Source organism: Trinickia sp. (assembly GCF_057351765.1).
This window is the reverse complement of record NZ_JBMRBK010000063.1, coordinates 40,369-64,645: the sequence shown is the minus strand read 5'-3', so window position 1 is coordinate 64,645 and position 24,277 is coordinate 40,369. Positions and strand designations below refer to the sequence as shown.

General features: G+C 63.6%; 23 protein-coding genes. 4 read left to right on the top strand and 19 right to left on the bottom strand.

Annotated elements, in window-relative coordinates:
* Positions 1-3: 3 nt before the first annotated feature.
* The 17 genes from ACO1XS_RS17300 to ACO1XS_RS17220 all read right to left on the bottom strand — a co-directional run bounded on the left by ACO1XS_RS17300 (position 4) and on the right by ACO1XS_RS17220 (position 19,588).
* Positions 4-537, bottom strand: coding sequence for an ATP synthase subunit I (locus ACO1XS_RS17300; protein WP_486391243.1), 534 nt, complete (start codon positions 535-537; stop codon positions 4-6).
* 286 nt (positions 538-823) lie between these two features.
* Positions 824-1,966, bottom strand: a complete 1,143-nt coding sequence (locus ACO1XS_RS17295) for an SLC13 family permease (protein ID WP_486391242.1) — start codon at positions 1,964-1,966, stop codon at positions 824-826.
* Entirely contained in the window at positions 1,963-2,850 is an 888-nt protein-coding gene (locus ACO1XS_RS17290; protein WP_331573564.1) for a ParB/RepB/Spo0J family partition protein, read from the bottom strand. The genes ACO1XS_RS17295 and ACO1XS_RS17290 overlap by 4 nt, the downstream gene beginning before the upstream one ends.
* Before the next feature lie 37 nt (positions 2,851-2,887).
* Positions 2,888-3,658, bottom strand: coding sequence for a ParA family protein (locus tag ACO1XS_RS17285; RefSeq protein ID WP_173257842.1), 771 nt, complete (start codon positions 3,656-3,658; stop codon positions 2,888-2,890).
* 13 nt (positions 3,659-3,671) lie between these two features.
* Complete coding sequence (gene rsmG / locus ACO1XS_RS17280; protein ID WP_486391241.1) at positions 3,672-4,394, bottom strand: 16S rRNA (guanine(527)-N(7))-methyltransferase RsmG; 723 nt, start codon at positions 4,392-4,394, stop codon at positions 3,672-3,674.
* The gene (gene mnmG, locus ACO1XS_RS17275; RefSeq protein WP_486391240.1) at positions 4,391-6,355 is read right to left on the bottom strand and encodes a tRNA uridine-5-carboxymethylaminomethyl(34) synthesis enzyme MnmG; all 1,965 of its coding nucleotides are present in this window, start codon (positions 6,353-6,355) and stop codon (positions 4,391-4,393) included. The genes rsmG and mnmG overlap by 4 nt, the downstream gene beginning before the upstream one ends.
* A gap of 178 nt (positions 6,356-6,533) precedes the next feature.
* On the bottom strand, positions 6,534-7,280 hold the full coding sequence (locus tag ACO1XS_RS17270) for an ABC transporter ATP-binding protein (RefSeq protein ID WP_486391239.1): 747 nt from the start codon (positions 7,278-7,280) through the stop codon (positions 6,534-6,536).
* A gap of 13 nt (positions 7,281-7,293) precedes the next feature.
* A complete protein-coding gene (locus tag ACO1XS_RS17265) occupies positions 7,294-9,090 on the bottom strand; it encodes a branched-chain amino acid ABC transporter ATP-binding protein/permease (RefSeq protein ID WP_331573570.1) in 1,797 nt (598 codons plus the stop codon).
* 1 nt (position 9,091) lies between these two features.
* On the bottom strand, positions 9,092-10,147 hold the full coding sequence (locus ACO1XS_RS17260; protein WP_486391238.1) for a branched-chain amino acid ABC transporter permease: 1,056 nt from the start codon (positions 10,145-10,147) through the stop codon (positions 9,092-9,094).
* A 25-nt stretch (positions 10,148-10,172) separates the two neighbouring features.
* On the bottom strand, positions 10,173-11,330 hold the full coding sequence (locus ACO1XS_RS17255) for an ABC transporter substrate-binding protein (protein ID WP_486391237.1): 1,158 nt from the start codon (positions 11,328-11,330) through the stop codon (positions 10,173-10,175).
* Between the two features lie 508 nt (positions 11,331-11,838).
* Positions 11,839-12,810, bottom strand: coding sequence for a branched-chain amino acid ABC transporter permease (locus tag ACO1XS_RS17250; protein WP_486391236.1), 972 nt, complete (start codon positions 12,808-12,810; stop codon positions 11,839-11,841).
* Positions 12,810-13,694 (bottom strand): branched-chain amino acid ABC transporter permease, encoded by an 885-nt coding sequence (locus tag ACO1XS_RS17245; protein ID WP_331573578.1) that lies wholly within the window; start codon positions 13,692-13,694, stop codon positions 12,810-12,812. Before ACO1XS_RS17245 ends, ACO1XS_RS17250 begins: the two co-directional genes overlap by 1 nt.
* A gap of 75 nt (positions 13,695-13,769) precedes the next feature.
* Positions 13,770-14,990, bottom strand: a complete 1,221-nt coding sequence (locus ACO1XS_RS17240; RefSeq protein ID WP_481582571.1) for an ABC transporter substrate-binding protein — start codon at positions 14,988-14,990, stop codon at positions 13,770-13,772.
* 88 nt (positions 14,991-15,078) lie between these two features.
* Positions 15,079-15,849 (bottom strand): ABC transporter ATP-binding protein, encoded by a 771-nt coding sequence (locus ACO1XS_RS17235; RefSeq protein WP_486391235.1) that lies wholly within the window; start codon positions 15,847-15,849, stop codon positions 15,079-15,081.
* A gap of 5 nt (positions 15,850-15,854) precedes the next feature.
* The gene (locus tag ACO1XS_RS17230; protein WP_173257819.1) at positions 15,855-16,634 is read right to left on the bottom strand and encodes an ABC transporter ATP-binding protein; all 780 of its coding nucleotides are present in this window, start codon (positions 16,632-16,634) and stop codon (positions 15,855-15,857) included.
* A gap of 245 nt (positions 16,635-16,879) precedes the next feature.
* On the bottom strand, positions 16,880-17,686 hold the full coding sequence (locus ACO1XS_RS17225; RefSeq protein ID WP_486391234.1) for a hypothetical protein: 807 nt from the start codon (positions 17,684-17,686) through the stop codon (positions 16,880-16,882).
* Positions 17,687-17,824: 138 nt separating this feature from the next.
* The gene (locus ACO1XS_RS17220; RefSeq protein WP_486391233.1) at positions 17,825-19,588 is read right to left on the bottom strand and encodes a GMC family oxidoreductase; all 1,764 of its coding nucleotides are present in this window, start codon (positions 19,586-19,588) and stop codon (positions 17,825-17,827) included.
* A gap of 107 nt (positions 19,589-19,695) precedes the next feature.
* Between ACO1XS_RS17220 and ACO1XS_RS17215 the strand changes: the two genes are divergently transcribed.
* Positions 19,696-20,592 carry a LysR family transcriptional regulator gene (locus tag ACO1XS_RS17215; RefSeq protein WP_331573586.1) on the top strand — a complete coding sequence of 299 codons (897 nt, stop codon included), beginning with the start codon at positions 19,696-19,698 and terminating at the stop codon, positions 20,590-20,592.
* A gap of 202 nt (positions 20,593-20,794) precedes the next feature.
* On the top strand, positions 20,795-21,100 hold the full coding sequence (locus ACO1XS_RS17210) for a 4a-hydroxytetrahydrobiopterin dehydratase (protein WP_331573588.1): 306 nt from the start codon (positions 20,795-20,797) through the stop codon (positions 21,098-21,100).
* Between the two features lie 41 nt (positions 21,101-21,141).
* On the opposite strand, the gene ACO1XS_RS17205 is transcribed toward ACO1XS_RS17210, so the two are convergent.
* Positions 21,142-21,384: a DUF3717 domain-containing protein gene (locus tag ACO1XS_RS17205; RefSeq protein ID WP_331573644.1), complete on the bottom strand. Its 243-nt coding sequence runs from the start codon at positions 21,382-21,384 to the stop codon at positions 21,142-21,144.
* A 153-nt stretch (positions 21,385-21,537) separates the two neighbouring features.
* Between ACO1XS_RS17205 and ACO1XS_RS17200 the strand changes: the two genes are divergently transcribed.
* Complete coding sequence (locus ACO1XS_RS17200; protein WP_173257806.1) at positions 21,538-22,224, top strand: response regulator transcription factor; 687 nt, start codon at positions 21,538-21,540, stop codon at positions 22,222-22,224.
* 24 nt (positions 22,225-22,248) lie between these two features.
* A complete protein-coding gene (locus ACO1XS_RS17195; protein ID WP_486391232.1) occupies positions 22,249-23,757 on the top strand; it encodes a sensor histidine kinase in 1,509 nt (502 codons plus the stop codon).
* On the opposite strand, the gene ACO1XS_RS17190 is transcribed toward ACO1XS_RS17195, so the two are convergent.
* The gene (locus ACO1XS_RS17190) at positions 23,758-24,219 is read right to left on the bottom strand and encodes an SET domain-containing protein (RefSeq protein ID WP_331573592.1); all 462 of its coding nucleotides are present in this window, start codon (positions 24,217-24,219) and stop codon (positions 23,758-23,760) included.
* Positions 24,220-24,277: the final 58 nt, after the last annotated feature.

Here is a 24,277-nt window from a genome sequence, read left to right as displayed (position 1 = left end):
CTTTCAGTGCAGCGCGAGCGCGATCCAATACGTCTTGAGCGCGATGAGATAGGTCACGAAAAGCGGCAACCACCGCACGTCGTGATACCAGAACGCGATTGCGACGAACATCGCAACCGTCACCCCCATCTTGAGCGCTTCGCCGATCACCCAACCGAAGATCGATCCGCCTGCGCCCGCTCTTCCAAGACGTGCCGCGAACAATGCGCTCGGCACCCAACAAATCGCTCCCCCGAGGAACGCCGACAGCGCAGCAGCACCCGGCGGCTCGTAAAACAGCCACCAAACCAGCGTTGCAACCAGGGACAAAACCATTTGCGCCATCACGACCCGGAACGGCGTGACGCGCGATGGACGGCTCACTTTCGGGCCGAAGAGCTTTTCGGCCTCCGCCCGCGTGAGCGGAACGATATTTATATCTTGCTGCTCGGCATCCCACGCATCGTCGACATGTTCGACGTGACCGACGCGCGGCGCAGTGGAAACAGTCTTTGGCGCGCGTGCCTCGTGCCTTTCTTCCGGCTCTCGATCCGCCATCGCCTATCCGCCAAAAACGACTGCTCAAAAACCCATTTCCGACCCGCCGCCGCTTCGTCGCGCGCGCTTTCCATCACTTCGCCACGTGCGAGCTTCTTTCGACGTGCTTACGGGGCTGCCTAGCTAATAAATCCGGGCGATTGTAAGCGATAGTCGCAGGCGATTCAAGACTTTAGGTCGAACGCAGACATGGGGCGAACGGTGTCCGGGCGACCGCTCGCGCGGCGCCCCACGCTGCCGGTTGACTGCCGTTGCAAGGCGCCTGCAAGCGGCGCACCGCTCGATGTCAGCGCACGAGCCAGGCGCCGAACGCCGTCGCGACGATCCAGAACGGAATCGACAACAGGTGGAACGCGGTCCACGCGCCGCGCTCTTTGGCGAGCCGGATCGCAATGAGGTTCGCGAGCGAGCCGATGCCGAGGCCGAACCCGCCGACGCTGACACCGAACGCCAGCGCACGCCAGTCATGCGTGAACTCGGCCAGCATGATGGCCGCCGGGACATTGCTGATACCTTGCGATAACACGGAGCCTGCGACAAAAGCGCGCAGGGGTGTATCGATACCGATCGCGGCGATGGTCGTCTTGATCCACGGCAGCGCCGCCACGCTGCGCAGAACGATGAACATCAGCACGAAGATCAGCAGGAGCGGCCAGTCGATCTTCAGCACGGCGTCGCGCCGCCAGAGAAGAAAGCCCAGCGCGATGGCGGCCAACCCGATCGCGGCGTGATGCGAATCGGCCAGCAGCACGAACGCCACGAACAGCAGTCCCGCCGTTCCGGCGTACGCGCGATCGACCGGTTGTGTCGCCGTATCGCGCGACAAATCGAGTGCGCGCGGTTTGAAAGCGAAAAACGCCACCGCATACAGCATGGCGGTCAATGCGGCGCAAAGCGGCAGCAGCGCATAGACGAAAGCGCCGAACGAAACGCCGCTCGTCTGCCAGAGGAACAGGTTTTGCGGATTGCCGAGCGGCGTCAGGATCGAGCCCGCGTTGACCGCCAGCGCCGTGAAAATCGTCAGCCGCTTGACCGGCAGCGGTGTGAGCCGGTTCAGCGACAGCACGAGCGGAACGACGACGAACAGCGCGACGTCGTTGGTCACGAGCATCGAAAGCCCCGCGGCCAACGCAATCACGAGGCCGGCAAGACCGCGCTCCGAATGCACGTGGTGCACGACGCGATGCGCGAGCCACATCAGAAAACCCGACAGTTCCACGGCTTTCGTCAGAATCAGCAGGCCCGCGAGCGTCTGGACCGTGGGCCAGTCGACGAGCCCGGGCAACGTGCGCCACGCCTGCGGATGCAGACATTGCAGCACAACGAGCGCCGCGACGAGAATGGCCAGAACTGGCTCGTTTGCAACAAATCCGACTGTTTTGCGCAAGCCGGACATCCCGGCGCTGCGCGGCTTCTCGGCGGAACTCATGCGCCGACGTTGCCGCGCAAACGCGCGAGAATGCCTTCGAGCGCATCGAGGCTGCCGAATTCGATCTGCACTTGACCACGTCCGCGGCGGCCCAGTTTGATTTTCACGGCGGAGGCGAGAAGGTCGGACAGTTCCTCTTCGAGCCGGCGCGTGTCGCGGCCGCCGTCCTGACTCGCGCGCGCTTTCACCGTCGGTGCCGCTTTGGTCGTCGCGTTGACGAGCCGCTCCGTCTCCCGCACGGACATCTGCTTGTTCACGACCTGGTTGGCGAGCGTGATCTGCGTCGCGGCGTCCACGGCCAGCAGCGCACGGGCATGCCCCATGTCGAGATCGCCGGCCAGCAGCATCGTTTGAACCGGTGCGGCCAGATTGAGCAGCCGCAGCAGGTTCGACACGGCGCTGCGCGAGCGTCCGACCGATTCGGCCGCCTGCTCGTGCGTGAAACTGAATTCATCGAGCAACCGTTGGATGCCCTGCGCTTCTTCGAGCGGATTCAGATCTTCGCGCTGGATGTTCTCGATGAGCGCCATGGCCGCCGCGGCCTGATCGGGCACGCTCTTGACGAGCACCGGCACCTCGTCGAGCCCGGCCAGATGCGCAGCGCGGAATCGCCGCTCGCCCGCAATGATTTCGTACTTCTCCGCCGAGACAGGACGCACGAGAATCGGCTGCATCAGGCCTTGCGCGCGAATGCTCGCCGCGAGCTCCTGGAGGCTGCCCTCGTCCATCCGAGTACGCGGCTGATACTTGCCCGCCTGCAGGCGACTGAGCGGCAGCACATGCGGCGCGGCTTCGCTTTTGACCGCCGCGGCGATGTCAGGACTGCCGCCGAGCAGCGCCTCGAGACCTCGCCCCAACCCTTTCTTCTTCGCTACTGCATTCATTTCGCTTCCTCTTCTGCATTCCGTATCGCGGCGCGCGTCAGAGCCCGCGCACGCGTTCAATCATCTCCGCACCGAACTGCACATAGGCCTGTGCCCCGCGCGAAGCGCGGTCGAAGACGACGCCCGGCAGCCCATAGCTCGGCGCCTCGGCAAGGCGCACATTGCGCGGGATGACGACATCGAACACCTTGTCGCCGAAATGTTCCTTCAATTGATCCGAAACCTGCTGCTGCAGCGTGATGCGCGGATCGAACATGACGCGCAGCAAGCCGATCACCTTCAAATCGCGATTCAAGTTCGCATGGACCTGCTTGATCGTATTGACGAGGTCGGACAACCCTTCCAGCGCGAAATACTCGCACTGCATCGGGATGACCACGCCGTGCGCCGCGCACAAGCCGTTCAGCGTCAGCAGCGACAGCGCGGGCGGGCAGTCGATGAGAACGAAGTCGTAATCGTCGGCGACGAGCGCAATCGCCTCCTTCAACTGCTTCTCTCGATTTTCGACGCCGACTAGCTCGATCTCCGCGCCCGCGAGCTCGCGGTTCGCGGGCAGCACGTCGTAAGCGACCGCCTCGGGTTTGAGCCGCGCATCGGCCACCGAGACCCCATCGACAAGCACCTCGTAGACGGTGCTCTCGCATTTCGCCTTGTCGATGCCGCTACCCATGGTCGCGTTGCCCTGCGGATCGAGATCGATCAGCAATACTCGTTGCCCCTGCGATACGAGACTCGCGGCGAGGTTGACCGCCGTCGTCGTCTTGCCGACGCCGCCCTTCTGATTCGCGACGCAGAAGATTTTTGCCATCGTTTATTGGGTCCTAAGCGTGATAAGCGGATCGATCGTCCGAGGCATGGCGCTCGGGCACGATCTCGACCAGGTGCCGCTCGGCGTCGAGCAGCGGCACGTCCAGCCGAACGACCTGCGCCACGCGGACATCCGCCGGCAGCCGCGAAATCTCGGCATCGGGACGCACACCTTTCATGGCCCAGATCGACCCTCGCTCGCTGACGAGGTGCCGCGCAAGTGTAACGAAATCGGAGAGCTCTGCGAACGCGCGGGAGACGATCGCGTCGAATTTTCCCGCGACTTCCACGCCCGGACGCAGCGTTTCCACCCTGCCCGTCACGACCGAGACGTTGGAGAGTTTCAGTTCCGCCTTGACCTGCGCTTGAAACGCCGTTTTCTTCTGAACGATATCGTTCAAGGTAACGGCCCGTTCGGAAAGTACGATCGCGAGCACGATGCCGGGCAAGCCGCCGCCCGATCCCACGTCGAGGATGCTGTCGCCGGCGTGCGCGGCAAGATGCGGCGCGACCGAAAGCGAGTCCAGGACGTGTTGAATCAGCATCTGCCGCGGGTCGCGTATCGCCGTGAGGTTGTAGACGGCATTCCACTTCGACAGCAGGCCCAGGTAATCGAGCAGCCGCTCCGACTGCTCGCCGGACAACGCCAAGCCAAGCTTCGCCGCCCCTGAATTCAGGAGGCCGCGCAACGTGTCTCGATCCAGCGTCTGCCCCGCTCCCTTGCGCGACGACGTCATCGTGCCGCCGAAGCGGCATCCGGGCCGCCGTCGCCGTGAGTCACAGGCTCCGGCCGCCGGCCAAGACCTTTCTTCAGATGAACCATCAGCAAAGAGATCGTGGCCGGTGTAATGCCCGAGATGCGCGATGCCTGGCCGATCGTTTCCGGCCGGAATTGCTCGAGCTTTTGACGCGCCTCGAACGATAGCCCGCGCACGGCCGCATAGTCGATGCCATCCGGCAGGCGCGTGTTCTCGTTCGCCTCGTTGCGTTCGATCTCGTCGGCTTGGCGATCGATATAGCCCTGGTACTTGATGCCGATCTCGATCTGCTCCTCGATCTGCGCAAGCAGGACGGGATCGTCGGCCAGCGGCCCATCGGGCCCGCACCCGCCCTCGCGCAGCGCACAGACGCCTGCGTAGCTGACACCCGGCCGGCGCAGCAGGTCCGCCAAGCTGTACTCGTGATCGATCGGCTTGCCAAGCAGCGCCGTCGCCTCGACCGCGGACAGCGTCTTCGGATTCACCCAGGTCATCCTCAGACGTTCTGTTTCACGTGAAACAGCATCGCGCTTGCGGGAGAATGCGTCCCACCGGGCATCGTCGACGACGCCGAGCTCGCGCCCAATCTCGGTCAGGCGCATATCGGCATTGTCTTCCCGAAGGCTCAGACGATATTCGGCCCGGCTCGTGAACATCCGATACGGTTCCGACACCCCCCGCGTGACCAGATCGTCGACGAGAACCCCGAGATAGGCCTGATCGCGCCGCGGGCTCCAGGCGTCTTTCTCCTGCACATAGCGTCCCGCATTGATGCCGGCGAGCAGACCCTGCGCCGCTGCTTCCTCGTAGCCGGTGGTGCCGTTGATCTGACCGGCGAAGAACAACCCTTTGATCGCTTTCGTTTCGAGCGACGCCTTCAGCCCGCGCGGATCGAAGTAGTCGTATTCGATGGCATAGCCGGGCCGAAGGATATGCGCATTCTCCAGGCCACGCATCGAACGGACGAGCGCCAGCTGAACGTCGAACGGCAAGCTCGTCGAAATACCGTTGGGATAGAACTCGTTCGTCGTCAGCCCCTCGGGCTCCAGGAAGATCTGATGCGACGCCTTCGTCGCAAATCGATGGATCTTGTCCTCGATCGACGGGCAGTAGCGCGGGCCCACGCCCTCAATGACCCCGGTATACATCGGCGACCGGTCCAGGCCGCCGCGAATGATCTCGTGCGTCTGCTCGTTCGTATGCGTGACCCAGCACGGCACCTGGCGCGGATGTTGTTCTGCGCGGCCCAGAAACGAGAAGACAGGAACAGGATCGAGATCCCCGGGCTGCTCTTCCAGTACGGAAAAGTCGATCGTACGGCCGTCGATACGCGGGGGCGTCCCCGTCTTCAACCGCCCTTGCGGCAACTTCAATTCCTTGAGCCGGGCGGACAGCGATACGGCGGCCGGATCGCCGGCGCGGCCTCCGGTGTAATGATTGAGGCCAACGTGAATCTTGCCGTCGAGGAACGTGCCGGCCGTCAACACCACTGCACGCGCGCGAAAACGAATGCCGACTTGCGTCACGGCGCCGACGACGCGGTCGCCCTCCACGATCAAATCCTCGACCGCCTGCTGAAACAGACTCAAATTCGGCTGATTCTCGAGCCGATGGCGGATGGCCTGTTTGTACAACAGGCGGTCGGCTTGGGCACGCGTCGCGCGCACAGCAGGCCCTTTCGATGAGTTGAGAATGCGGAATTGAATCCCGCCCTCATCGGTTGCGGCCGCCATGGCGCCGCCGAGCGCGTCGACTTCCTTGACCAGATGGCCTTTGCCAATCCCGCCGATCGACGGATTGCAGCTCATCTGACCGAGCGTTTCGATGTTGTGGGTCAACAGCAGCGTCTTTGCGCCCATGCGCGCGGAGGCCAAAGCGGCCTCCGTGCCGGCATGACCGCCGCCGACAACGATGACGTCAAATTCAGTGGGATAAAGCATTGTGGATCCCGCGACGAGAACGCGTGCGGGCCATTCGAGAGCGGAGATGCGCGAAATTATAACGGGTTCGGGAGGATCGCGATTCGCGTTCTCTGGCTACGACCTGCCGATATAGGTTGAAGAGGCTAAGCGAAGCGGTTGTTTCACGTGAAACAGCCCAATACTTCGCCGCCCATCGTCACGCCCTCTTTCTGGCGAGCCCCAGATAAGTCTCGATGATCTGCGGATTGGCGGCCAGCTCGGCCGCCGCCCCTTCCAACACGACCTCGCCTGTCTCGAGCACGTAGCCATAGTCCGAGATCTGCAGCGCCGCGCGCGCGTTCTGTTCGATCAGCAGTATCGCGACGCCGGTCTGCCTCAGCGCGCTGACGACATGGAAGATTTCCTTGACGATGAGCGGCGCGAGCCCAAGGCTGGGTTCGTCGAGCATGAGCAGATCGGGCTTGCCCATCAATGCACGACCGAGCGCCAGCATCTGCCGCTCGCCGCCGGAAAGCGTGCCGGCGGCCTGCCGGCGTCGCTCTTTCAGCCGCGGAAAAAGTGCAAAGACCGGTTCGAGCTGATCGAGAAAATTCCGCTCGCCTGCGCGCTTGCGCCGATAGGCGCCCAGCACGAGGTTGTCCTCCACCGACATCGTCGAAAACAGCTCGCGCTTTTCCGGAACGAGGCATAGGCCGAGCGCAACGCGGGCTTCGATGGGCAAATTCGTCACGTCGGCATCGCGATACCGCAACTCGCCTGTCGTATGGCCCGTCAGCGGCAAGGCACCCATGATCGCGTTGAGCAGCGTCGACTTACCGGCGCCATTGGGACCGATGACGCTGACGATTTGTCCCGGCCGCACGGCAATCGAGACGTCGTGCAGCGCTTCGACTTTTCCATAGCGCACCGATAAACCCGTGACGTCGAGGATCGGCCCAGCCATCGTTGCATCCATGTCAATCCACTCCGCCCAGATAAGCCTCGAGGACCGCCGGATCGTTCTGAATATCCCGCGGCAGCCCCTCGGCGATGCGCGTGCCGAATTCCATGACCACGAGCCGGTCGGCAAGATTCATCACGAAGTCCATGTCGTGTTCGACGAGCAGCACACTCATGCCTTCCGCCTGCAATTTGCGCAGCAGCTCGGCGAGTCTTTGCTTCTCCTGGTATCGCAGGCCGGCCGCCGGCTCGTCGAGCAGCAACAGCGCCGGATCGCAGCACAGTGCGCGTGCAATCTCCAGGATGCGCTGCTGCCCCAGCGAAAGGCTGCCCGCCTCCTCGTACAAGTGCGCCTCCAGACCGACTCGCGCCAACTGGCGCGCGGCCTCGGCCATCAGACGCGCTTCCTCCGCGCGATTGAGCCGCGCAACGCTGCGCCAGACGCCGGCCGAGCCGCGCAAGTGCGCGCCGATCGCAACGTTTTCGAGTACGGTCATCCCGGGCAGGAGCTTGACGTGCTGAAACGTGCGCCCGATCCCCCGGCGAACGATTTCGCGCGCGTTGAGCGTATCGATGCGTTCGCCCGCGAACCGAATCGTGCCGTGCGTCACTGGCGAGACGCCCGTCACGAGATTGAACGTGGTCGACTTTCCGGCGCCGTTCGGCCCGATGAGCCCAACGATTTGCCCCGCTCTCACCTCGAAACTGACATCGTCGACCGCCACGAGACCGCCGAACGTCTTGCGCGCTTGGTCGACGACGAGCAACGGTTCACCGGCATTTGGTTTTGTGCGCTGCGGCAAAACTGGTGCCTGTTCGGGCACGCGCGCGGCGGGAGCCCTCGGAAACGCCCGTGCCACGAAGGGCCAGACGCCTTGCCGCGCATGCTGCAGTAGCAGCACCATGAGAATGCCGAACACGATGACTTCAAAATTGCCGCTTTGACCGAGCAGCACGGGCAGGATCGATTGCAAATAGTCCTGCAGGATCGTGAGGATCGCGGCGCCCAATATCGCGCCCCAGACGTGCGCCACGCCGCCCACGACCGCCATGAACAGATATTCGATGCCGTGGTTGAGCCCGAATGGGGTGGGATTCACCGCGCGCTGCAAGTGCGCATAGAGAAACCCGGAAATCGACGCGAGCACGGCCGAGTAGACAAAGATCACGACGCGCATCCACGCCGTATTGACGCCCATGGCCTCCGCCATCGTGCCGACGCCGCGCAGCGCGCGGATGGCGCGCCCGGGCCGGCTGTTCAGCAAGTTCTGCACGGAGAGTACCGCTGCGAGCACGACGATCCAGATGACGTAGTAGATGCTGCGGCCCGAAGCGAGCGACACGCCGAACAGCGAGAGCGGCGGGATACCGCTGATCCCGTCGTATTTGCCGAGCGCTTCGAGATTCCCGAACAGGTAATACAGCGAGAGCCCCCAGGCGATGGTCCCCAGCGGCAGAAAATGCCCCGATAGACGCATCGTGACTGCGCCGATCACGAACGCGACGAGCGCCGTCAGCGCGATGCCGACAAAGAGCGCCACCCACGGGGAGATGCCGAGCCGCGTGGTCAGGAAGGCACTCGCGTAGGCACCCACGCCGACGAACGCCGCCTGGCCGAAGCTCGTCATCCCGCCGATACCGGTCAGCAAGACGAGGCCGATGGCCACGATCGAATAGAGGCCGATGTAGTTGAGCAGCGTGATCCAATACTCGGGCACATTCAGCGGCCCCGGCAACACCGGTAGCGCGAAGATTGCCACGAGAAAGAACCAGAACGGCTTGGCGAGCCAGGCCGGGCGCCTCGTCGCAGTCATGTCAGTCTTCGTCCTCTTCGACGTGCGGGCTTGCCAGGCTGCGCCAGAGCAGTACCGGAATGATGACGGTGAACACGATCACCTCTTTGTAAGCACTCGCCCAGAACGACGAATACGATTCGAGCAATCCGACGAGCAGCGAACCGGCGGCTGCGAGCGGATAGCTGACGAGCCCGCCGATGATCGCCCCGACGAAGCCCTTCAGGCCGATCAGGAAGCCCGAGTCGTAATAAATCGTGGTCAGCGGCGCGACGAGCACGCCCGACAAGGCGCCGAGCGCGGCTGCCAGCGTGAACGCGAGCCTTCCGGCTTGCGCCGTGCCGATGCCGACGAGCCGCGCCCCCAGGCGGTTCACCGCGGTCGCGCGCAGCGCCTTTCCCGAGATCGAGCGGTCGAAATAGACGTAGAGCGCGACGATGAGCGCAAGCGTCGTGAGCACGACCCACACGCTTTGCCCCGCCATCGTCAAGGCACCGACCGTGAACGTCGCATCCGAGAACGGCGTCGTGCGCGAGCCTTCCGCGCCGAACATCCACAGACCGAGTCCGACCATCGCGAAGTGCACCGCTACGGCAACGATCAAAAGCAGCAGCGTCGAGCCCTGCGCGATCGGCTCGTAGGCCAGCCGGTAAATGAACGGTCCCATCGGCACGACGATGAGCAGCGTCAACGCCACTTGCGCGAGCATCGGTATCGGCTGCGCGCTGAAACGGACGTTGACCAGATAGACCGCCAAAGGAAAGATCAGATATCGGCCCGCAAGCAGCGCCACCTTGCGAATCAGGCCCTGCGCGCCGCCCTGCCGACGAACCAGTCCCAGCGCTTGCGTGACGAAGCATGCCGCGCCGAGCGCCATCAGCAGGAGCGTCGTCGGCGGCAACTTGTTTGCCTGCAGCGCCGCGAGCGTGAGTGCGCCGTAGGAGACGAATTCCCCTTGCGGGATGAAGATGACGCGCGTCACCGAAAAGACGAGTACGAGCGCCAGCGCGAGCAGCGCATAGACGGCGCCCGTCGTCACGCCATCCTGAGCCAGGATGGCCGCGATCGATAGATCCATGCTTCGTTGTCCCGACCTGTTCGACCTATTCGCCGACGACCTTCCACTTCCCATCGACGATCTGCACCATCACGCGTGCACGCTTGTCGAAGCCGTTGTGGTCGGTCGGCGTGATCGTCATGATGCCGTGCGAAACGGGCAGGTTTTTGATTTCTTCGAGCGCAGTGCGCAACGCCGCGCGGAACTCCGGCGTGCCGGGTTGGGCGCTTTTCAGCGCGACGGGGATGGCCTGCTGCAGCATCTGGCCCGCGTCCCACGCGTGGCCGCCGAACGTGACGACCGACCCGGCGCCGTACTTGCCTTCGTAGGCGCTCTTATACGCGAGCGCCGACTTCTTCACGGGATTCGTGTCGGGCAGTTGATCGGCTACGAGGATCGGACCGACCGGCAGCACTTCCCCGTCGCAGTCCTTACCGCACACGCGCAGAAAATCGTTGTTCGCCACCCCGTGCGTCTGATAGACCTTGCCCGCGTAGCCGCGCGCCTTGAGTTCCTTGGCGGGCAACGCGGCCGGCGTGCCCGAGGCGGCGATCAGCACCGCATCGGGCCGCACGCCGATGGTCTTGAGTACCTGCCCCGTCACCGAGGTGTCCGTGCGCGCATAGCGCTCGTCGCTGACGAGCCTGAGCCCATGTTCGCCCGCTGCCTTCGTGAACGCCTGATGCCAGCTTTCGCCATAGGCGTCGGTGAAGCCGATGAAGCCCACCGTCTTGACACCGTGCGACTGCATGTAGCTCGCAATCGCATCGGCCATGAGACTGTCGTTTTGCGGCGTCTTGAACGCCCAGCTGCGCTTGGCATCGACGGGCTGCACGATGTTGGCCGAAGCGGCCATCGAGATCATCGGCGTTTTCGCTTGGGAGATGACATCGAGCATGGCCATCGAGTTCGGCGTGGTGCTCGAGCCGACGATGACGTCGACGTGATCCTCGTCGATGAGCTTATGCGCGTCCTGAACGGCCTTCGTCGTATCGGACGCATCGTCGAGCACGATGTACTGCACGCTCTTGCCGCCGATTTCCTTCGGCAGTAGCTCGATCGTGTTTTTCTCGGGAATGCCGAGCGATGCGGCCGGCCCCGTCGCGGACAAGACAACGCCGACTTTCACCTGCGCGAACGCGGTACCCCAGGCGCAGACCAGTGCCGCGATCGTGCCGTTACATACCCACTGCTTCATCGTCATTGCGGATCTCCAGACGCTTCATTCGAAAGCGTTGTTGTTGTAGCCGGTCTGTCCGGCGATCTGAATCGATTCGTACACCGAGAGAAAACGCCAATCGTAGCGTGAAGCGCGGCGCGCGGCGGCAAAAGCACGCAGGCGTTGCCACGCCGCGGGCCACACTGGCGCGACGGCGCTGGAAAAGGAAACGGGGGAAAAGCGGTGCGTTTCGTGCGATGGTGAAGCGCAACGATAACGATGCGAATGGCGGCCGGCCGCGGCAGGTCTCGTGCGGGGTGCTGAAAAGCGAACGGCAAAATAAAAGCGCTGTTGGATCTCTCCAACAGCGCTTTCGTCCGGGCACTGAGTGCCTCGATTGTCTCCTCGTTCTCCACCTGCAAATTCGGTGCATCAGAACTGGAACGAAGATTAAACGCCCCCGTCTGGGGCGACAACCTAGCACTTTCCCTAGTGGTGTGCATTCGCGCGCGATTCATACGCATCCGGCACGCGAAACGCACGGACTTCGCACTCACGCACGCAGCATACGCACGCGGGACACGATCTCACCGACGATGCCGCGCCGGAACGCGAGTACGCATACGATGAAGATGAAGCCCACGACGATCGTCGTCGATTCGCCGAGCGTATTGAACCAGGTGACGCCCGTCACCGACGCCAGCACGGCGCCGATATCCCCGAGCCGGTCCTCGAGCGTGATGATGATCGTAGCGCCGAGGACGGGCCCGAACAGCGTGCCCATTCCGCCCACGAGCGTCATCAGCACGACGAGCCCCGACATCGTCCAATGCGCGTCGCTGAGCGTCTCGAAGCCGAGCACGAGTACTTTCAGCGAACCCGCGAGGCCCGCGAGCCCGGCCGAGAGCACGAAGGCGAGCAGCTTGAAGCGATCGGTGTCGTAGCCGAGCGAAATGGCCCGCGGCTCGTTCTCGCGAATGGCCGTCATCAGTTGTCCGAACGGCGAATGAACGATGCGCACGATCAGCGCAAAGGCGAGCGTCACGACCACGAGCACGAGGTAGTAGAGCGCGACATCGGAAGACAGATCGATCACCTTGAACAAGGTGCCGCGCGGCACGCCTTGCAGGCCATCCTCGCCATGCGTGAACGGCGCCTGCAAATAGATGAAGTAGATCATCTGCGCGAAGGCGAGCGTGACCATGGCGAAATAGATACCCTGCCGCCGGATGGCAAAGAGTCCGACGACGAACCCGAGCAGCGTCGCAGCCGCGGTGCCGGCGATGACACCGACGAGCGGCGGAAACCCGAGCGACTGAATCGCGAACCCCGTGGCGTAGCCGGCAGTGGCGAGGAACATCGAATGGCCGAACGACAGCAACCCCGTATAGCCGATCAGTAGATTGAAGGCCGCCGCGAAGAGCGCGAAGCAAAGCACCTTCATGACGAACACGGGGTATACGCCGACCCACGGCGCGATCAGAAGCCCCGCGAAGAGCAGGCCATAGAGCGCTTTTCTCTGCATCACCGTTCCTTGCCGAAAAGACCCGCGGGGCGCACGAGCAGCACGAGCGCCATGATGACGAAGACGACGGTGGACGACGCCTGCGGATAGAACACGCGCGTGAACCCTTCGACGACACCGAGCATCAGGCCCGTCAGGATCGACCCCATGATCGAGCCCATGCCGCCGATCACCACGACCGCGAACACGGTGATGATCATCGATTGCCCCATCAGCGGCGAGACCTGGATGACCGGCGCGGCGAGCACGCCCGCGAAAGCCGCGAGCGCCACGCCGAAACCGTACGTGAGCGTGATCATGAGCGGCACGTTAACGCCGAACGCCTCGACGAGCTTCGGGTTTTCGGTGCCCGCGCGCAGATAGGCGCCAATGCGCGTCTTCTCGATGACGAACCAGGTGGCGAAGCAAACGACGAGCGAAGCCACCACGACCCATGCGCGATAGTTCGGCAGGAACATGAATCCGACGTTCGTTGAGCCCGCAAGCAACTCCGGACCGTCGTAGGGCTGCCCCGAGGAACCGTAGAGCGAGCGGAACACGCCTTCGATGACGAGCGTGAGGCCGAACGTCAACAGCAGGCCATAGAGATGATCGAGCCGGTAGAGCCAGCGAAGCATCGTGCGCTCGATCAGGATACCGAACGCGCCGACCACGAGCGGTGCCAGCACGAGCATCGCCCAGTATGGCAGGCCGAGATAGTTGAACCCCATCCAGGCGAGCATCGCGCCGAGCATGAACAACGCGCCGTGCGCGAAGTTGATCACGTTGAGCATGCCGAAGATGACCGCCAGCCCCAGGCTCAGGATCGCGTAGAACGATCCGTTGACGAGCCCGAGCAAGAGCTGGCTCAGCATCGCTGGCAACGGTATGCCGAAGATGTCCATTTAACCTGCCGTCGAAAAGGATGGCCGCGAGCGAAAAGCGCGGCGCGCATCGTCACCGCGCGCCGCGCACTGCGTTTACTTCCAGAGCTCGCACTGCGTTTCCGCCTTGGTACCGAACGCCTGGTCGCCCGGGATCGTCGCCTTCAACGTGTAGTAGTCCCATGGCTTCTTCGACTCGGCCGGCGTCTTCACCTGGAACAGATACATGTCGTGCTGCATGACGCCGTCGGGGCGCACCGTACCCTTCGCATAGAAATCGTCGATCGGCTGCTTGTGCAACTGAGCCATGACCTTGTCGGGGTCGGTCGAACCGACGGCCTTCACGGCGTTCAGATAAGTCATCGTCGCGGAGTAGTCGGCCGCTTGCAGGCTCGAAGGCATCTTGCCCGTCTTCTTGAAGTACTTCTGAGCCCATTCGCGCGACTTCGCGTTCTGATCCCAATACCAGCTGTCCGTCAGCAGCAGGCCTTGCGCCGTCGGCAGGCCGACGCTATGCACATCGTCGATGAACATCAGCAGTGCCGCGATCTTCATCGTCTTCGTGATGCCGAACTCCTTCGCTGCCTTGAGCGAGTTAACGGTATCGCCACCCGCGTTCGCCAAGCCGAGCACCTGGGCCTTCGATGCCTGAGCCTGAAGCAGGAACGACGAGAAATCGGAAGCCGAGAGCGGATGGAAAGCGTGACCCAACACCTTCCCGCCATTCTTTTCGACGACCTCGGTCGTATTCTTGTCCAGCGATTTGCCGAACGCATAATCGGCCGTCAGGAAGTACCACGTCTTGAAGCCCTGCTTCACGATCGCGGAGCCCGTACCGCGTGCGAGCGCTGTCGTGTCGTATGCGTAGTGGATCGTATAGGGCGTGCACTGCTTGTTCGTCAGCGCATCGGTGCCGGCGCCGATCGAGAAGTACGGCCGCTTTTTCTCCTTGATGACCTCGTCCATCGACAAGGCCGTCGCCGAGTTCGTCCCGCCGAGCAGCATATCGAGGCCTTCGGTGTCGATCCACTTGCGCGCTGCCGATGCGGCGATGTCGGCCTTGTTCTGGTGGTCCTGCGTGAGCAGCTTGATCGGCAACCCGTTGACCTTGCCCCCGAAGTCGTCGATGGCCATCTGGATCGCCGTGGCCCCACCCTTGCCGTCGATGTCGGCATAGAGCCCCGACATATCGGTAATGAACCCGATCGTGACTTGATTCTCGGCCGCGGTGGCCTGCTGCGCCGCGAGCCCGGCGGCGAGCGCGGTAGCGGTCAGCGCGAGCGTCCGGGCAGCGCTTGCGAACAAACTGGTCCTCATCAGAATCTCCTTCGCTTATGGTTGTTCGTGCAACTATTTTGACGCATGCGCCGCGTCGCGCCGCATGCAAGGAAACGCTTGTGGAGCTTCAAACGCCGAGCAGATCGTGCAGCACGGGCATCTTGCGTTCGAGCTCGCTCGCTTCGAAGTGCTCGACGATGCCACCGTGTTCCATGACATAGAACCGGTCCGCAAGCGGCGCCGCGAAGCGGAAGTTCTGCTCGACCATGACGATGGTATAGCCCCGCGCCTTGAGCGTCAGGATCATGCGCGCCAATGTCTGCACGATGACGGGCGCGAGTCCCTCGGAGATCTCGTCGAGCAGCAGCAGGTTCGCCCCGGTGCGCAAGATACGCGCCACGGCCAGCATCTGCTGCTCCCCGCCCGACAGCCGCGTGCCCTGGCTTGCGCGGCGCTCCTTCAGGTTCGGGAACATCGTGTAGATCTCGTCGATCGGCATCGCGTCCTTGCCGGCGCCCACCAGCGGCGGCAGGATCAGATTCTCTTCGCAGGACAGGCTCGAAAAGATACCGCGTTCCTCGGGGCAATACCCGACACCGCAGTGCGCGATCTTGTGCGTAGGCAGACCGATCGTCTCGCGTTCGCCGATGCGAATCGAGCCTGTACGCCGCCCGGTGAGGCCCATGATCGCGCGCAGCGTGGTGGTGCGCCCTGCCCCGTTGCGGCCAAGCAGCGTCACGACTTCGCCACGGTTCACCGTGAGATCGACGCCATGCAGGATGTGCGACTCGCCGTACCACGCCTGCAAGCCCGCAATGGTCAGCGCAGGCGTGCCCTGCGGCGCGACGGTTGCCGCCCGCGCGTCGCCTTCGATGTTTTGATGCGTTTGATGCGCCATCTGGTTCATCCGTGCGCCCCTGTGAGGGCGGCCTCGGCGCTGCCCATGTACGCCTGCATCACGAGCGGATTCTTCGAAACTTCCGCATAGCTGCCTTCGGCCAGCACCTCGCCGCGCTGCAAGACCGTGATCGTGTCGGAAATGCCCGCGATCACGTTCATGTTGTGCTCGACCATGAGGATGGTCCGGCCCGCCGAGACTTTCTTGATGAGCGCGGTCACGCGATCGACATCTTCGTGTCCCATGCCCTGTGTCGGCTCGTCGAGCAGCATGAGTTCCGGCTCCATGGCCAGCGTCGTCGCGATCTCGAGCGCGCGCTTGCGGCCGTACGACAACTCGACCGTCGGCGTATCGGCAAAATCGGTCAGACCCACCTGCGATAGCAGATCGTGGGCCTGCGCATCGAGCGCCTCCAACGTGCGCTCCGAGCGCCAGAAGTGGTACGCGGTGCCGAGCGTACGCTGCAAACCCACGCGAACGTTCTGCAAGACCGTCAAATGCGGAAACACCGCCGATATCTGGAACGAACGAATGATGCCCCGGCGCGCAATCTGGGCGGGCCGCTCGCGCGTGATATCGACATGGTTGAAAACGATTTGGCCCGCGCTGGGTTCGAGAAACTTGGTCAACAGGTTGAAGCAGGTCGTCTTACCCGCGCCGTTCGGGCCGATCAGCGCATGGATCGAGCCGCGGCGCACGCGCAGGTTCACGCCGTTCACGGCCGTGAATCCTTTGAATTCCTTGGTGAGCCCGCGCGTTTCGAGAATCGTGTCGCCGAGAATCATGTCCCCTTCCATGCCGAAGTCAGGCGAAGCGCCGCTTTGTCACGCGCGCCGGGTGGGCGCGTCGCATCGGAACGGGGTTTGAGTGTCAAGACGCAAGCCCCGCCATTTTTTTGGCATGGTGCATCATTGCGGGAAGGTCGGCCCCGCACCATGCGGCATCGGAGATTGTCTCCCCAATGATGCAGCGCATTCATCGGGATTTGCACTTAGGTTTGTTTACGTAACCCGGGACTCGAACCGCCGGACTATTCCTGTTCGGGCGCAATGGCCGCCTGCTCCAGCGAGCGGGCGAGCGCCTCTCTGAACGGGACAGGCAATTTCAAGGACTCCATGGAAATGTCGTCGAGCAATTCCGGGTCGACCTTTGGATTCGCCGAACCGGCGCCTCGGCCGAGCATCGAAAGAATGCCCGCGTAATCCGCGGCGTGGATTTTCCGTCTGTCCCATGCCTGTCGTGCAGCTGACAGCGCCTGGCGTCGCTCGCTTTGCTCTCCTTGCGAGTGCGGCAGCATGCCCGCAATCCGGACGAGCGCTGCGACCCAGTGGCGCTGGCTATGGGCTGGGAGGCTCGATGACAACGCCAGCATGTCCGAAAATACCGTCCGCAGCTCCTCGACGTTGCTCGGGTCGACGGCTTGGTGAGCCGGATGCTCGGCTACCCGCTTCGGGGCGCCGCCCGAAACATGGCCGAGCGGCGGCGGTTCGTCGAACAGCCCGTCGAATGTGATCGAGCGCGCGATCGAGTCCAGGATGTGGGCGTAGTTGCCGTTGTCCATCGTGCATGCATGCCAGGATTTCCGCGCGTGATCGAGCGTCTTGGCGCGCAACTCGGCCGCGCGCGCATCATCCGCTGATGAGGAAGTCCGGAAACCGCGCATGGCACCCGCCATTCTCTGCACGGGCCCAACGAGTTTTGCGAGGAGTGCACTGGGGGTTGCGCGAGGCGTCGGCGCGTGCGCCGGCGTTTCGGCAGCCTGATTCACCGGATGAGCCGGCTCACCGTCACTTCCGCCCGTCGCACGGGGGCCAGTCGGTCCGATGTTGTTTCCCATGAGAGAGGCTCCCGCACCGCTTGATTTCGACAGTGGGAACTCTAGCCATTGCGCCAATGCATATGGCCGGTTTTCACGAAGCGGACACCACTGCACCGAAAAGCTTTTCATCGACGCTCGCCGTGCACCGGCTACGGACTATGCCTTCGCGTCGGTGAGACGCCCGACTGATTGCCCAGCCGATACGTCCACTGCGCCGGGCACAACCTGTCGATCGGCATTGATCGTGGATACACCCGGATCCGCTCGCCGGTCGGCGCGAATCATCTCGCTCGCACGCTCCGCGATCATCAACGTCGGCGAATTCGTGTTGCCCGATGTGATTGTCGGCATTACCGACGCATCGACAACGCGCAGCCCCGCCACCCCGATCACGCGCAAGCGGGAATCGACCACAGCGGCGGGATCGTCGGCAACGCCCATGCGGCAGGTCCCGACCGGATGAAAGATCGTCGTGCCTACCGCACCGGCTGCCTTGACGAGCTCGTCCTCGGTCTGGAACTCGATGCCCGGGATGATCTCCTGCGGCATGTAGCGGGCGAGTGCCGGCGAAGCCACGATGCGCCGCGTGAGCCGCAGTGCATTGGCGGCCACATGGCGATCGTAGTCGGTCGACAGATAGTTGGGTGCAATGAGCGGCGGCGTGCTCGCATCGGGAGATTGAAGGTGGATACTGCCGCGCGAAGTCGGCCGAAGATGGCAAGCCGATGCGGTAAACGCATTGAAGCGATGCAGCGGCTCGCCGAAGCGGTCGAGCGAGAGCGGCTGCACGTGATATTCGATATCGGGACGCGTGATCGACAAATCGTCGGGGCACGACTTGGCGAACGCGCCAAGCTGCGAAGGCGACATCGACATGGGGCCGCTGCGCGAGAACGCATATTGCGCGGCGATCCACAGCTTGCCCCACCAGTGAGCCGACAGCGTATTGAGCGTGCGTACGCCGTGCACGCGGTAGGCCATGCGCAACTGCAAGTGATCCTGCAAGTTCTCGCCGACGCCCCGCAGATCCTGCACGACACCGATACCGAGCCGCTGAAGACGCGCGCCGTTGCCGATGCCCGACAGCTCGAGCAGCTGCGGCGAATTGACGGCACCGGCTGCGACGACGACCTCGCCGCGCGCACGCGCGACGAACTCGCGCATTCCCCCGTCGCCGACGCCGGGGCTGCCGCGCCGATAGGCCACACCCACACACCGCCTGCCCTCGAACACGAGCCGATTCACGTGCGCATCGGTCACGACCGTGAGATTGTGCCGAGCAAGCGCCGGCCGCAGAAACGCCTTGGATGCATTCCAGCGCACGCCGCGCTTTTGATTGACTTCAAAATAGCCGACGCCGGTGTTGTCGCCGCGATTGAAATCGTCGGTGGCGGGAATGCCCGCCTGCTGAGCGGCCTCGTGAAACGCCTCGAGCACTTTCCATTTCAGGCGTTGCCGCTCGACGCGCCAGGGACCGCCCGCACCGTGCCATGTATCGCCGCCGGCGTGGTGATCTTCGCTGCGCTTGAAGACCGGCAGAACCGCATCCCACGACCACGAAGCATCGCCTGTGATGCGGGCCCATTCGTCATAATCCTCGCGCTGACCGCGCATATAGATCATGCCGTTGATCGAAGACGAGCCGCCGAGCACACGTCCGCGCGGATACGACAACGCGCGCCCGTTCAGGCCCGGTTCGGCGCAGGTGCGATAGAGCCAGTCGGTGCGCGGGTTGCCGATGCAGTAGAGGTAGCCGACTGGAACATGAATCCAGTGATAATCGTCCTTGCCGCCCGCCTCGATCAGCAGCACGCTTGCGCTGCTGTCCTCGCTGAGCCGCGCGGCAAGAACGCACCCCGCGGTGCCCGCGCCGACGATCACATAGTCGAATTCGCCGGCTGAAATCGTCTCTTTGTCCATGGCGCACTCCCCGCGGTTGCTCGTCGCTCGCAAGCGTACGCGCCCGCGATCAGGGAAATCCAATGAGTTCTGTTCAATTGCGATATAAGCCGCGCTAATATCGCGGCATGGACCTGACATTGCTGCGTGCGTTCGTCACCGTCGCCCGCGTCGGCAATCTGACGCGGGCGGCCACGCAGTTGCACCTCACCCAGCCGGCCGTCAGTCTTCAACTGAAGAATTTGCAGGAAGCGCTCGGCGTGGCGCTGTTTTCACGCACGGCGCATGGGCTCGTTCTGACGCGCGACGGACAAGTGCTGCTGCCCCACGCGGAACGCGCGCTCGCCGCGGCCGGCGATGTGGAGCGGGCGGCGGCCGCGCTGCGCCAGGAAGTGCGCGGCAAGCTGCGTATCGGTACGATTCTCGATCCCCATTTCCTGCGCCTGGGCGGGTTTCTCAAGCAGCTCGTGGAAACCTATCCTCAGATCGAAACCGCGCTACGTCATGGGATGTCGGGCTGGGTGGCGCAGGAGATCCGCGCCCGCGAGCTCGATGTCGGCTACTACATCGGCCAACCCGTCGAAGACGGCATGCCCGAAGGACTCTTCCACACGGCCACACTCACGCGTTTTCAATACCGCGTACTGGCGCCGGCCGGCTGGAAGGACCGTGTGAGCCGGGCAAGCGATTGGCGCGCGCTGGCCGCGCTGCCGTGGATCTGGACGCCGGCCGCATCGGCGCATCAGCGGTTGTTGTCGCGCCGCTTCGCCGAAGCCGGGGCGAGCCCCATCAAAGTTGCCGAGGTCGATCAGGAAACCTCGATGCTCGATCTCGTGAAATCGGGCGTCGGGCTGACGCTCGCGCGCGACTCGATCGCGCTTGCCGAAGCGCACGCACATGGGCTTACGATAGTCGAAGGCATCACGGTGCCGACCGAACTCACGTTGATCGCGCTCGCGGCACGCATGGACGAGCCGCCTATCGCCGCCGCGTTCAAGCTCGCGGAAGCGCAATGGGCCACTTGAGCGATCGAGCCGGCACGGCGCTGCCAGACACGCCACCCAATTGCGCCGATCGCGCGCGATTTAGCCGGCTTTCCGGCGCATGTCCGACGAAAAGCCGCACGGGGTACATCACTGCGGGATCTGTGAAAAAATGCCTGTTGGGCTGGCGACCGTCGCGGCGAGGCTGAGCGCCGCCGGGCCGCCCCACTGAGAGGAAATTCCCATGATTCATAAGCTGACTTCCGAGGAACGTGCCCGGCAGATGACCGAGCTGCAAGGTTGGCTGCCCGTCAACGGCCGCGACGCCATTCACCGCCAGTTCAAATTCGCCGATTTCAACGAAGCGTTCGGGTTCATGACCCGCGTGGCCATCAAGGCCCAGGAAATGAACCACCATCCCGAGTGGTTCAACGTCTATCAGACTGTGGACATCACGCTATCCACGCACGAAGCGCAAGGCGTGACCGAGCGCGATCTCGTGCTCGCACGCTTTATCGACGACGTAGCGCGTACGTTGCAGCGCAACTGAGAAATCGGCGCAGGGGGCCATCCCCCGCCATCCCCCGGCCATCAACCGTCGCTCCGCCCCGCCTCGCCGTCCATGGCCTGGCGATACCCGTCCCAGGCCGCGCGGGCAGGCGCCTCCAGCGCTTCCACCGGCATATGCCCCCGACGCTGTACAATCAGCAACGCATACGGCTTGGAGAGCGCACTGGCCTCCTTGCACAGGCTGAGTTCGTCGCCGCTCGATGGCGAGCGGGCGCGCCAGAAGTTGATCGCCGCTTCGAGTTCGTTGATCGTAATATCGGACATGGTTGAGGTGACGGCTGCATGGGTGCCCGGGCGGACCCGGCGTGGCAAGCGGCTCGCGCTCGACTGTGGCGACGAGGCTTCAGCGAACCGCGTGCCGGCACGTTGACCCCAGCGCGCGTTGAATGCGTAACCCATTGTACTTGAGCGACTTCCATGCGACTCCTCCTGATCGAAGATGACCGCCCGATCGCACGCGGCATCCAAAGCAGCCTCGAACAAGCCGGATTCACCGTCGACATGGTTCACGACGGGATCTTCGCCGAACAGGCTCTCACGCAAAACCGCCACGAACTGATCATCCTCGATCTCGGCCTGCCCGGTATCGACGGCATGACGCTGCTCTCGCGGTTCCGGCAGGGCAACCGACACACGCCCGTGATCGTGCTGACGGCACGAGACGACCTGAGCGACCGCGTGCAAGGCCTCAATGCCGGCGCCGACGATTACATGCTCAAGCCGTTCGAGCCCGCCGAGCTCGAAGCGCGCATCCGTGCTGTCATGCGCCGCAGCGGCCCCGCCAACGACGTACCGCGCCCGGAGGTTTCGCTGGGCGGCGTGCGCCTGTCGGGTGTCGATCGCCGCATCTTCAACGAAGACAAGGCGCTCGAGCTTTCGCCGCGCGAATTCGCCGTGCTCGAAATGCTGCTGTTGCGCCATGGCCGGGTCGTCAGCAAGGCGCAGTTGCAGGACCATCTGACTCACTTCGGCGGAGACCTCGGGGATACGGCCATCGAGGTCTACGTGCACCGGGTGCGCAAGAAGCTCGAAAACTGTCGCGTCGAAATCGTGACGGTGCGCGGCTTCGGCTACTTGTTGCAGGAGATTCGTCAGGCGTCCTGAATGTAGGGCCCTGGCCGGTCGAACATGCCTCACGCCGCCGCGACAAGTTTGCGTCGTTCTCTCTTGCGGCGGCTGGCGGCGCCGCTGTCTCTGCTCGCCCTGATGAGCGGCCTCATCGCGTATTGGCTCGCGTGGCAATACACGCAGCACGTCATCGATCGGTCGCTCGCCGACCTGGCTACCGCCATCTCCAAGCAAGTCCAGATCGCCGGCCCCAACGCGCGCATCGTTGTTCCGCCGCTCGCGCGCGCGATGTTCTCCGATCCCCCGCAGCATCTGATCTATCGCATCAACGACGGCGAACGTGATCTCGCCGGCGATCCCGATCTTCCGCTCATAGGCTCGAGCGTGCGCGAGACACGTTACGCGTCGATTTTCGAAACGCACCATCGTGACATGCTGGTGCGCGTCGCCCAGGTTCGCGTCCCGCAGGATGGCGGCAAAAAGCCGATCGTCGTCGAGGTCGCGCAACCGCTGCGTCATCGCTATCGCATCGCGGCGGAATTCCTGGTCGCGATCATGATGCCGCTCCTGCTGCTGCTGCTCGCCGGCTGGGGCATCGTCTGGCGCGTCGTCAATCAGCAATTGGGCCCGCTCACGACGCTTGCCGATTCGCTGAACCGCCAGACGCACATGTCGCTCGAGCCCGTCGACGAAACGCATGTGCCGCTCGAAATCCGCCCGTTGACGAGCGCATTGAACGCCCTGCTCGATCGCCTGAAGACCGCACTCGACGCCCAACGCAAATTCATCGCGGACGCCGCGCATCAGTTGCGCACACCGCTGACGGCCGTCAAGCTGCATGCGGAACAAGCCGTGAAAGCCCGCGATCTCGCGCAGTCGCTCGCATCCGTGCGTGAATTGCGCGTGGCGGCGGATCGCGCCGTGCGGCTCTCGAATCAATTGCTGTCGCTCGCACGCGCAGAACCGGGGGCGCAGGCCGCGCGTTTCGTCGATGTCGATATCGCGGCGCTCGCATTCGAAACGGGGGCGGAGTGGGTGCCTCGCGCGCTCGCGGCGCGCGTCGACCTTGGCTTTCAGCGTCTCGACGATCCGACGAACGATTCTTCGCTCGTCGTAAAGGGCAATCCCGTGCTGTTGCGCGAAGTGATCGCCAATCTACTCGACAATGCGCTCAAGTACGTGCCGAGCACCCGCCTCGATGGGGCAAGGGTCACCGTCACCGTTACGCGCACCGTCACGGCCGCCCATACGCCCATTGCCGAGATTGCGGTCGAAGACAACGGCAGGGGCGTACCCGTGGCACTACAAACCGATCTGTTCAAGCGCTTTTTCCGCGGTGACCGGCAGGATAACGCCGACGATGCCGCTGACGGCGGCGCGGGTCTCGGGCTCGCTATCGTGCGCGACATCATGGATCTGCACGCTGGCAGCGTTCATTACGCCGATGCCCCGGACGGCGGCGCGCGTTTCGTGGTGCGCATTCCGCTTGCGCCGAACCATGACGATCGCGAGCCGAGCCGCGAATCCGGTCCCGTTCGCGAGGAACGCACCAGCTCTTACCGGCTCTGATCAAGCCTTGCCGTTTCGCTTCGGCGCGAGCATCGTGCCCCGACACTTGCGTGCCCCGCAATGGCACGCGTATTCCTTCTTGAGCTTCTTGGTCTGGCGCTCGTCGATGACAAGCCCGTAATCGTAGAACAGCTCCTCATCGGCGGAGATGTCGCGCAGCGCCTGAATGAACACGCGCCCTTCGATTTCCTCGGCCTCGCAGTTGGGCAAGCACGAGTGATTGATCCATCGTGCGCTGTTCCCGTCCACGTTACCGTCGATCACACGCCCATCTTCGAGTGCGAAATAGAACGTGTGATTCGGTTCGTCCGGATCGTGCGGATGCCGGCGCACCGCCTCTTTCCATGAGATCCGTTGCCCTTTGTATTCGAGCAGGCGCTCGCCAGCCCTGAGCGGTTGAGCGGCAAAAACCCCCTTGCCATGCACCCCCGAGCGGCGCACGACCAACTTGCGTGAACTCATCGACGAATCCTCTGAATAGCTTCCATGTCGCCATCGCGGCGCGGGAGCGTCGCCGCCT